This window comes from Hoeflea prorocentri (assembly GCF_027944115.1).
Taxonomy (GTDB): domain Bacteria; phylum Pseudomonadota; class Alphaproteobacteria; order Rhizobiales; family Rhizobiaceae; genus Hoeflea_A; species Hoeflea_A prorocentri.
On sequence record NZ_JAPJZI010000001.1, the window covers coordinates 2,868,716 to 2,879,513 of the forward strand.

Here is a 10,798-nt window from a genome sequence, read left to right on the forward strand (position 1 = left end):
GCGCGCTCACACTACAGTTTCTTGTTCTGGGGAAGGCGAGGCCCTGCTCAAGCCATAAGCGGCGCGCATGAGGGTCGGCTCATCGGCGTCCCGGACATGCATCTGATCAACAACCCGGCCTCCGAAGATGACAATGGCCCGGTCACAGGCCAACTGGATCTCCTCAAGCTCCGAAGTATAAAGCAGGACGGATGAACCCTGCTCGGCGAGCTCGCGCAAGAGCGGGTAGATTTCACGCTTGGTCCTGACATCGATGCCGCGGGTCGGATCGAAACACAACAATGTGCGGACACCGAGGGCGATCCAGCGCGCAATGGTGACCTTTTGCTGATTGCCGCCCGAAAGCCGCTGGACCTCGCCCTGCGCACGGGTATCGATCTGCAGCCGCTCGATGGCGGCGTCCACCTTGTTCTTTTCAGCGGACATATTGATCAGCCCCCATTGCGAGGGGTGCGTATGGAAGGGCATCGCGATGTTCTCACGCACGGAGCGCTGCATCAGCAGGGCGTCCGCCCGATCGCCCGGCACATAGACATGGCCGGCTGCGATTGCATCGGCGGGATGGTGAAATTCCTGAATCGCGCCGTCGATTTCGATGGTTCCGCCCGTCGGGCGGATCATGCCGGCGAGGGCTTCGAACAGTTCGTCCTGCCCCTGCCCTTCAAGCCCGGCAACACCAAGAACCTCGCCCGCGTTGAGGTCAAAGGAGACATCAACCAGCTTGCTGGCAGCCGCGAGGTTACGCACACTCAGGCGCGGCACTGCGTCGGAACCTGCGAGTGCCTCCGGCTTTGAAATAGCCGAGGCCTTTCTTGCCGCTTGTACCGGTGCGCCCAACATCAACTCAACGATGTGATCTTCAATGCCATCCTCGATGGCGACATCACCCACCGTCTCTCCGTCGCGCAACACGTTGGCGCGATCACAAACGGCGGAGATTTCCGGGAAGCGATGGGAAATGTAGATCACCGAACGATCAAGCTCTTTCTGCTTGCGCACCACATCCAGAACCTTGTCCACCATGTCGGTGGGCAGAGCTGCGGTCATCTCGTCGAGCAGCAGAACGTCCGGCTCGCTGGCAAGGGCACGCGCCAGATCCAGCACGCGCTGGATGGCCAGCGGCAAACGATAAGCCGCTTCGCTCATATCCAGTTTCTGGACGCCCAATTCATTGACCCAATGACGGAAGGCCTCAACCGGCGTGTTGCCGAGACGCAGATTGTCGAGGACATCCAGATCGGGAATGAGGGAAGGCTCCTGGTAGACGGGAACCAGGCCCGCTGATCGCGCATCCGCAGGTGATCTGACGGCATGTTTCCTGCCCTTGATCAGAATGTCGCCGGAACTAGGCGCGATCGCACCGGTCAGGATTTTAACGAGTGTCGATTTTCCCGCTCCGTTGGCTCCCATCAGGGCAACGATCTCGCCGCTCGCCAGCTCCAGCGAGGCGTTGCTCAAAGCCACGACAGCACCATAGGTCTTGCTCACGCCCTTGGCACTCAAGAGGGGGCTGTTTGCCATGGAGCCGGCCGTCCTTGTCATAGAGGGAAAAACAGGACCGGGCCGGCGGGTTCTTCGGCCCGCCGGTCCGTGTTTTTTCTATCAGCCTACTCGCCGGGGCCCTTACAGGCGATGATCTGTTCCTTGGTGTAGTTCGTCCATCCGGGGATGAAGATCGAAACAGGCCACTCAGGGTCCAGCGACGGATCGGCAGCAGCCATGAGCTGCTCCTTGCCTTCCTTCGTTGCGTTCTGCCAGAGTTCCGGGTCCACCAGAACCGTACGTGCAGCCGGTTTTTCGCCTTCAAGCAGCTTGATGGCCAGCGCCACACCGGCACCGCCGACCGAGCCGGGGTTCGTGACGGCTGCACCGACAAGACCATCGACACTGTTCAACTGGCCGACAAAACCGGCGTTGTCGGCACCGACAATCGGAACCAGCGGCGTATCGGATTCGACGAAAGCATCGACGATCACATTGTCGATGCCGGACGTCCAGACGCCATCAAACGGGATGCCTGTGGCGATGTAGTCGAGGATCTGCTGCTTTCCCTGATCCTGCTGCCATCCGGTGAAGACCTCATGGGCAACCTTGACATCCGGAAACTCCGCCAGGGCGCGCTTGAAGCCCTTGTCGCGATCATCATCCGCCGATGCGCCCGCAGCGCCGCGCATATAGACGACCGAACCCTTGCCGCCGATCTCCTCGAACAGCCATTTGGCGCCAAGATAGGCATATTCTTCCTGGTTGTTGGACAGCACATAGGCCGATTCCTCGGATACCGACTGGTCAACGGCGACGACAACAATGCCCTTGTCCGTGGCAGCCTTGATCGCCGGGCTCACGCCGTCCGGGTTTGCCGGATTGATAACGATTGCATCGACGCCCGCCTGGATCAGGTTGTTGATGTCCTCAATCTGACCAGCGGCATCGGTGTTGCGATGCGCAATGTTCAGAGACTTCACCTTGCCCGATGCCAGCGCTTCGGCCTTCATGGCGCAAACCATTTCCTCGCGCCAGCCATTGCCCTGCACGGTGTTGGAAATGCCGATCGTGTAGTCCATCGCCATTGCCGAACCCATCAGGCTCATTGTGAACGCCCCCAACAGGGTGGCTTTCAGAATTTTCTTTTTCATCTTGGTCTCCTCCTTGTCATATCCCTAATTTCGGCCGGCCCGGGACGGGCCTGTTTTCATTTTACAAACGGCCGCAATACATCCCGCGCGAGCAGGAATCCTCTTTTCACCAGTTCCTCCGTTCCTTCAAAATCGCGATCTTCGTGTTCGATGATGACGGGGCCGTCATAGCTAGCCCGATAAAGTCCGGCGAAGAAGTCGGCCCAGTTCACATCGCCGAGGCCCGGCAGGCGCGGCACCTGCCAGCCCATGCCTGCCGACAGGATTCCACGATCATAAAGACCGTCGCGGTCGATCATCAGATCCTTGGCGTGGACATGGAACATATGGCCACCGAATTCGCGGATGAAGCGATCCTGATCGATCATCTGCAAAATCAGGTGGCTCGGGTCGAAATTCATGCCGACCTCGCCGTCCCAGCTCTCGATGATACGGCGCCAGATACGTGGCGAATAGGCAATGTTGTGTCCGCCCGGCCATTCATCGTAGCTAAAGATCATCGGGCAGTTTTCGAAGGCGATCTTCACACCGCAATCGCGGGCGTGGGCAATGATGTCAGGCCAGACCTGAAGCGCGCTTTCCCAGTTTTCGTCAATATTTCTGGACGCATCGCCGCCGCAAAACGTGTTGACGACGGAAAGCCCCATATGACCGGCCGCGGCAATCACCAGCTTGAGATGCTCGATGACCGTGTTGCGGTGATCCTCGTCCGGGTGGAGCGGGTTGGGGTAGTAGCCCAGAGCCGACACTGTCAGACCCTTGTCGGACAGCGTCGCAACAATATCGCTTGCCTCTGACTTGCCGATATTGGCGACATCGATATGGCTGGTGCCCGCATAACGCCGCGTCGGGCCTTTGGATACCGGCCAACAGGCAATCTCCAGCGCCTCAAAACCCGATGCGACGGACCAATCGGCAACGTCCATCAAGGGCACATCGGGAAAAGGTGCTGTCAGTAGTCCAAGTTGCATGCTTCCTCCATCGGTCTGTGCATGACGTTTTCCTAGTGGCGGATGTCGACCCAGCGCCCCTGGCGCGCGCTTTCAAGAACGGCATCACATACGAGCATCTCGTAGTGGCCGTCGGCAAAACTGGCGTAGCCCGCTTCGGACGGCGCATGCCCCGCAGCAACCGCCGCGTAAATCTCGCGGAAAAGGGCGAAAAATGAATCGGCAAACCCCTCGACATGACCGCCCGGCAAGGCCGCTGCCGCCGCTCCCCTTGCATTCATCAAGGCGGCATCGCGCTGCAGGATCTGGTTGGGTTCATCCCTGTGACCGATCCACAGATGATCGGGCGTTTCGGAATTCCATGCGGCAGAGGACTTCGATCCATCGATCTGCCATTGCAGCGAGTTCTTTCTGCCCGCGCTGACCTGGCTGATCACAACAGAGCCGCGGGCGCCGTTTTCGTAACGCAGCAACAGCAGCGCCGTATCATCCGTCGTGATTTCTGTCGGTTTTGTGTTGGTGGAGCGCTCCTTGGAAAAGGTCTCGACCGGCCCGAGCGGTTGCTGCCTTGTCTTCAAGAATGTCGACAGTTCGGCCATTACGGATGTGACTTTCAGACCGGTGATATAGCTCGTCAGGTCGATCCAGTGGGTGCCGATGTCTCCGACTGCCCGCAAATGGCCGCCCTTGTCGGCCTCCAGCCGCCAGTTCCAATCGGTGTCGTGCAGCAGCCAATCCTGCATGTAATGGCCGGAAATCAGCCGGATATCGCCGAAAGCGCCAGTTGCCGCCATCCCGCGTGCATGCTGATTGAGCGGATAGAACCTGATGTTGTAGTTGACCGCGGTGATCAGATTGCCGGCCTGTGCCAACTCCACGAGTTCGGCGGATTCCGCTGAGGTCATGGTCAGCGGTTTTTCACAGACCACATGCCGGCCCGCCGCCAGGATCTGCTTGACCTGCTGATGGTGAAACTGGTTGGGGGACGTCACATGAACGACCTGAACCGCCGGGTCTCTCAACAATTCGTCCAGATCCGCATAGGCTTTTGCAACGCCTATCGCATCCGCCGCCGTCCTGCCCCGCTCAGGTGAGGAACCGAGCAGGCCGACCACGTTCACACCCAAACGGCGCAAAGCCTGAGCATGCACCGTGCCGATAAAACCGGTGCCGATCACCGCCGCTCCAATAGCGCCGATATCACTCCCCTCACGCAACCGAATAGCCTCCGTCTACACTCAGACATGTGCCGGTCATGAAAGACGCGGCGGGCGACGCCAGGAACAGTGCCGGGCCGGCCAGATCTTCCGGCGCGCCCCAACGGCCCATGGGCGTGCGGGCATTCACCGCTTCAACATGGCTGGAATTGGTTCTGCTTTTTGCCGACTGCTCGGTGATGATGAAGCCCGGTGCGATGCAATTGACGCGAATATTGAACTGCGCCCAGGCCATCGCCAGGGATTTGGTCAGCTGTCGGACAGCGGCTTTCGATGCGCCATAGGCCGGGTTCATCGGGCTGCCGAAGGAGGCATACATCGACGCGATGTTGATGACGTTGCCCTGGCTGCGTTTGAGATGTTCAAGAAAGGCCGACGACATGCGGAAAGTGCCTTCCAGATTGACATCAATGACCTTGCCGAAGAACTCCGGGTCCATTTCCTCGCCCCGGGAGGTTATGGCTGCGCAGTTGACCAGAACATCCAGCTCATCCGTCTCGGCTGCCAGATCTGCGATGTCGGAGGCATCGGTGACATTGATCTGCATGTAGCGATAACGGCCACGGTCCGCCTCGGCGGGCTCCGGCTCCACCCCGGTAATCGTGACATCCGCACCGCCTGCCTTGAACGATGCGGCAATCGCCGAACCGATCCCCGCGCGGCTTGCGCCGACAACCAGAACATTGCGTGAGGAGAAATTAAAAACACTGTCGGGGTTCATGTCCGTCTCCGTTTTCGCTTTCACTCTTCCACGCAAAAAAAGCTTATGCAACAATATTTTCATTTTTACGAATATGAAAATATCCGTGTCCCCTCCATTGCTCCGCCGCTGCTGATTTCCTTTTATTTTCAAAATTTCAAACTGTTACGCCAGTTTCCTGCTAAGACTCACAATCAGGCTCTGGCACAAAACAAAAGCCGGAACCTGTGAACGAAAGTGCCCGAGATGCGCTTCCTTGACGTAGAGAACATGATCAGCAAGTCCGACCACCGGGCTCAGTTCATTGTCGGTAATCGCGAGCACCGGAATTTGTCTTTCCGCCGCCATTTCGGCGACATCGACCGTTTCTGCGGTGTAGTCGTCGAACGTCAAAAGCAGGACAGCATCGTTTTTCCTGATGGCCCTGACCTGCTCAACGCGCATGGCCCCTAGATTATCAATCAGGTGAACAGGCTTGCCGACCTTGGCGAGACCGTAAAAGGAATAGGCACCAATGCCGAAGGCACCGCGCGCCGCGCAGATATGGATCGCCTCACAGTCGGCCATCGCGTCAACAAAGGATTGCAGCGCGCCGTCATCGACATCCTCTCTCAGCCGCAGCAGTGAATCGACAGCCGTCTGGACGAAGGTATCGAATATGGCCCGTGGCTGCTCGAGATCGAGTTCGTTCTCGCCGCTCTTTATGCGCGCGTCTCCAAGCGCCTTGATGCGATCGGCGTAGGTCATGCGCGGTCCGACGAGTCGCTGACGGAAAACGTCCTGCAGGTCCGCAAAACCGGCAAACCCCAGTTCCTTTGCGAAACGGGTGATGTTGGCGGCTGGCACGCCGGCGAGTTTCGATAGTCCGACAATGTTGTAAATCGCCACGTCCTCGGGATTGTTCAGAAAGAACTGGGCAATCTGGTTGAGGCGTTTGGGCAGGCTCTTTTGCCTGACCATCAGCGTTTCGACGAGGGACGCATAGTCCTCGATCGGTTTTTGGCTTTTCGGTGCCTGTTTTGTCTTCGGCATATTTGCGCCTGTCTCCTGCGGCGAACAATCGCTGCTTCAATCTTGTTTCCGGGGGGCCGTTACCCGGCTGGCGGGTCTCAGCTGTCCACACCTCCTAACACCCATTGTTCCTGGTCCACGATGGATCCGGTCATCGGCGACGATACGTCGCTGAGGAGAAAAACGGACAGGCTGGCCACATCTTTGGGCGACAGCAGGCGTTTGAAAGGCTGCTGCGCCGCCGCCTCGTCAAGCCAGCCGGGCCCTTTGCCAAGCAACTCAGCCTGCATCGTGCGTTCGGCGGGGGTATCGGTCCATCCGACGTTGATGCCGTTGATGCGAATGCGGTCAAAACGGTGCTGGTGCGCTGCGTTTTTCGTGATCAACGAAAGCGCGGCCTTCGTTGCCGAATAAACCGTCAACTCGCCGCCACCGCCATGGGCGTTCATCGAAAGGATGTTCAGGATTTCGCCCGGACGCTTTTGCCTGCGCAACGTTCCGATCATGCGCTGCATCAGAAAAAACGGTTCCTTGGCATTGATCTGAAACAGTTCATCCCAGAGCTTGCGGGTGGCATCGAGCGTTGATCCGCGAGTCGTCAAACCGGCGCAATTGACCAAGGCGTCGATCCGGCCAAACCGGCTGGAGGCCTGATCGAACACGCGATCGGCCCCGCCTTCGATGGTCAGGTCTTCCACAACCAGATACGCCTCGGACCCGAGATCCGTCAATTCGGACACCGTCTGCTCTCCAGCACCGGTGTCGAGCCCCGATACGACAATTGCCTCTGCACCGCTTTTTGCGCATTCGACGGCAATCGCCCGGCCAATGCCCTGCGTTGAACCGGTAACAAGAACGATCTTGCCGTCGACACGTGCTTCCATCGGCTGCCACTTCCTCTCGCTTCACGGGTCCGAGCAATAGTAGATGAAAATTTTCAAAATTATCAATATGAAAATTTCTGCGTATAAGACAGTGTGTCCGGACGGGATGGAGCCGCCGTCCGGTACGTGCCTGGCGCCAGTGGTTTGAAAGCCGGTGAAATACGCCGTGCCGTAATTTAAGACACCGGCACGCCGCGCTGCGCAAAAGCCTTAAATATGGAGCGCCATTTTACCGCTCGCGGAGCGCGTTCTGGAAATTGTCCGTCAGCGGCTTGAGGACGTAGCTGAGGGTTGTTCGTTCTTGTGTGCGAATGTGAGATTCAACGGGCATTCCGGGCACCAATCGCACATCTCCAAGTTTTACGAATTCCCCCTCGGTGAACGTAAAGCGCACCTTGTAGTAGCTCAGCCCGGTGTTTTCATCCACCGTCGTGCTGGGTGAAATCGACGCCACCTCACCCATCAGTTCCGGGGTGGTCCGCTGGTTGAATGCTGAAAACCGCGACACGACCTCCTGACCGATCCAGATCTGATCGATGGAACTCGGCTCCACACTGGCTTCGACATTCAAGTCACTGGTTTGAGGCACGATCTGCATAACAGGCGCGCCCGGCGCCACGACCCCTCCAACCGTAAACATCGAAAGCTCGTGCACCATACCGCTGACCGGAGCCCGGATATCCGTACGCGCGATCTGCGAACGGGTTGCGATGAGCTGTTGGACCATGTCACGGATTTCGGTTTCGGTCTGTGACAGTTCGGCAAGTGCGTTCTGTACGAATTCCCGCCGGGTCTGAGAAATCTTGATTTCAGATTCGGTGATGGCGTTTTCGATCCGCGCCAGTTCAGCGACCATTTCGCCGGACTGGCCTTTCATTTCCGCGATCTGTCGGCGCAGGGCGCGAACTTCGGACGCCGAGATGAAGCCCTGTTTGTCCAGCTTTTCAAACCCCGCCAACTCTTCCTCGAGGAGTGCGATTTGCTCGTCTGCAGATTGTTTTTGAGCCTCAGTCCCAAGCAGCTGATTTTTGTATTGCGCGATCTGCTCGCGATACTGATTGGCCTGCCCTTCCAGCGTATTCCTGCGTGCCGCAAACAATGATGCGTGGTCCTCCTCGACGCTCGCCGAGACCGGAATATCGTGCTCGTGGAGGACGCCATGGTCCCAGGAAATCCGATCGAGGCCGTCACGCTCGGCAATCAGCCGGCTGCGCTGCGTTGCCGCCTCCTGCAGCCTGTTGGTGTAAATGTTCAAATTCGCCCTCAGCAAGGTATCGTCCAGCCGGAGGAGAAGATCGCCCTCTTCAACAAAGCTGCCGTCATTGACCAGCAATTGCGTGACAACGCCGCCGTCGGGATGCTGAACAGTTTTCGCATTGCCCGCGACGGTGACGGAGCCTGACGCAAGGACTGCGCCGGACAACGGGACGGTGGCCGCCCAGTATCCGCCGATGCCGAACAAGAGCGCAAGCATGAGCAAACCCGTCACCAACCATCTGGTTCCGCTGGTCTTCACGCTGATAGAGGGCGGTACAGTTACAGTTGCTGCAGCCTTCGTGTTCATGGTGTTCTCCAACTCCGCTTGACCGCGCTATTCAGCAGGTGCCGCTTTTGTGTGTGGTTTGAGGACACGCACCTCGTCTGCGCCGGGATTGACGCGCTCGGAACTCACCGCCCGCGTCGCGCGCTGCAGAACCTCCTGCTTGTCACCGAAATCGACCTGACGTCCCCCTTTGAGCATCAGGATCTTGTTGACCGAAGCGATCGCGCTCGGACGATGCGCCATGACAATCACGGTCGAACCCGATGCGCGCAGCGCCTTGATGCAATCGGACAATGCCGCATCGCCTTCGGTATCCATGTTGGAATTCGGCTCGTCCAGCACCACCAGCGCCGGCTGCTTGTAGACTGCCTGCGCAAGGGCAATGCGCTGCGCCTGCCCACCGGACAACATCGTGCCGCCCTGCCCGATTGTGGTGTCGTAACCTTCGGGCAAGGCAAGCACCATGTCGTGCACGCCCGCCAGTTGCGCAGCGGCAATCACATCATAATCCTGGGCTTCCGCATCAAAGCGGGAGACATTTTGCCGGATGGTGCCGTTGATAAGGCAGACATCCTGCGGCAGATAGCCAATATGCCTCCCAAGCGCTTCCTGATCCCACAGGCTAAAGCCGGCACCATCCAGGGTGACCGAGCCGCGATCCGGCAACCAGATGCCAGTCAAGAGGCGCGCAAGACTGGATTTGCCTGCGGTACTCGGCCCGATCACCCCGAGGCCGTCACCGGGCCTCAGCTTGAAGTTGATGTCCTGCAAAATGGGCGGTCTGTTGTTTGCCCCAGCCTGTTCGGCCTCGGGCATGAGCTTGATCAGCCCGCTGACGTCGACGGTTCCCTCAGGCTCCGGCAGTTGGGTACGCGTCTCTTCGAGGCCGATATCGCCGATCGCTTTTTTCAAACGTGAAAACGCCAGCCGTGCGCGCACAAAACCCTTCCATTGACCGATGGCCTGATCGACCGGTGCAAGGGCGCGACCGGCAATGATCGATGCTGCCACAATGGCGCCGGCGGAAATCTGCTGATGGATGGCAAGGTAGGCGCCCAATGCCAGGATCGAGGATTGCAAAAGCAATCTGAAGGCCCGCGAGGACGCCGAGACCATTTCGGCGGTGCCCGTCGCCCTTTGCGTGTGCGCCAGGGCAAGGCGACGGATTTCACCCCATTTGTCCGTCATGCGCCCCGCCATGCCCATGGCGACCAGCGGCTCCGAATTGTCGTGAACCTGCTGACCGATCAGGCTGGCGGAAAACTCGTGCCCAGCGCCCTCGCGAATGGCACCGCGCGTCGCAAACTCATTGATCAGGGCCAGGGTGATCACGATCAACGCACCGGCCAGAGCCAGGAACCCCAGCCACTGATGCAGCAAGAAAACCAATGCGAGGTAAAACGGCACCCAGGGCAAATCCAGCAGCGCGACCGGCCCGTTGCTTCCGACAAACTGACGCACGGCGCTCAAATCCTGCTCGGGACGAGAGGATAAACGACCGGCTGCAAGACCCTGATATATCAATGTTTTTTGCGCCAGCGGCATCAACTCAAGATCAAAGCGATGGGCGGCGCGTGACAAAAGCCGCACGCGAATGAAGTCGAAGACCGCCATGAACGCATAGAGCACGCCAACCAGCACAACCAGCGCCACGAGCGTCGGCACCGAACGGCTGGACAGGACCCGGTCGTAAATCTGCAGCATGAAGAGCGGGCCGGTCAGCATGAGAATGTTCACGGCTGCGCTGAACAGGCCGACACCAATGAATGACGAACGCAGGCGCCGCGTCGCTAGCTGAAACTGGCTGTCTTTGATGCTCATTGGCGCGTACTCCGAAATGCCACGTTCTCACCCCGC

9 protein-coding genes are annotated in these 10,798 nt (G+C 58.7%); all 9 read right to left on the reverse strand.

What is annotated here, in order from left to right; all coding sequences use genetic code 11:
• Window positions 1–6 precede the first annotated feature (6 nt).
• A complete protein-coding gene (locus OQ273_RS13465) occupies window positions 7–1,521 on the reverse strand; it encodes a sugar ABC transporter ATP-binding protein (protein WP_267991014.1) in 1,515 nt (504 codons plus the stop codon).
• Between the two features lie 86 nt (window positions 1,522–1,607).
• Window positions 1,608–2,636, reverse strand: coding sequence for an ABC transporter substrate-binding protein (locus OQ273_RS13470; RefSeq protein WP_267991015.1), 1,029 nt, complete (start codon window positions 2,634–2,636; stop codon window positions 1,608–1,610).
• 56 nt (window positions 2,637–2,692) lie between these two features.
• Window positions 2,693–3,607, reverse strand: coding sequence for a sugar phosphate isomerase/epimerase family protein (locus tag OQ273_RS13475; protein WP_267991016.1), 915 nt, complete (start codon window positions 3,605–3,607; stop codon window positions 2,693–2,695).
• A gap of 32 nt (window positions 3,608–3,639) precedes the next feature.
• Window positions 3,640–4,803 (reverse strand): Gfo/Idh/MocA family protein, encoded by a 1,164-nt coding sequence (locus OQ273_RS13480; RefSeq protein WP_267991017.1) that lies wholly within the window; start codon window positions 4,801–4,803, stop codon window positions 3,640–3,642.
• Window positions 4,796–5,524: an SDR family NAD(P)-dependent oxidoreductase gene (locus OQ273_RS13485; RefSeq protein WP_267991018.1), complete on the reverse strand. Its 729-nt coding sequence runs from the start codon at window positions 5,522–5,524 to the stop codon at window positions 4,796–4,798. Before OQ273_RS13485 ends, OQ273_RS13480 begins: the two co-directional genes overlap by 8 nt.
• A gap of 144 nt (window positions 5,525–5,668) precedes the next feature.
• Window positions 5,669–6,535, reverse strand: a complete 867-nt coding sequence (locus tag OQ273_RS13490) for a MurR/RpiR family transcriptional regulator (RefSeq protein WP_267991019.1) — start codon at window positions 6,533–6,535, stop codon at window positions 5,669–5,671.
• 77 nt (window positions 6,536–6,612) lie between these two features.
• Entirely contained in the window at window positions 6,613–7,398 is a 786-nt protein-coding gene (locus OQ273_RS13495; RefSeq protein WP_267991020.1) for an SDR family oxidoreductase, read from the reverse strand.
• A 229-nt stretch (window positions 7,399–7,627) separates the two neighbouring features.
• The gene (locus OQ273_RS13500; RefSeq protein WP_267991021.1) at window positions 7,628–8,872 is read right to left on the reverse strand and encodes an HlyD family type I secretion periplasmic adaptor subunit; all 1,245 of its coding nucleotides are present in this window, start codon (window positions 8,870–8,872) and stop codon (window positions 7,628–7,630) included.
• Window positions 8,873–8,989: 117 nt separating this feature from the next.
• Window positions 8,990–10,762, reverse strand: a complete 1,773-nt coding sequence (locus OQ273_RS13505) for a type I secretion system permease/ATPase (RefSeq protein WP_267991022.1) — start codon at window positions 10,760–10,762, stop codon at window positions 8,990–8,992.
• Between the last annotated feature and the right edge of the window lie 36 nt (window positions 10,763–10,798).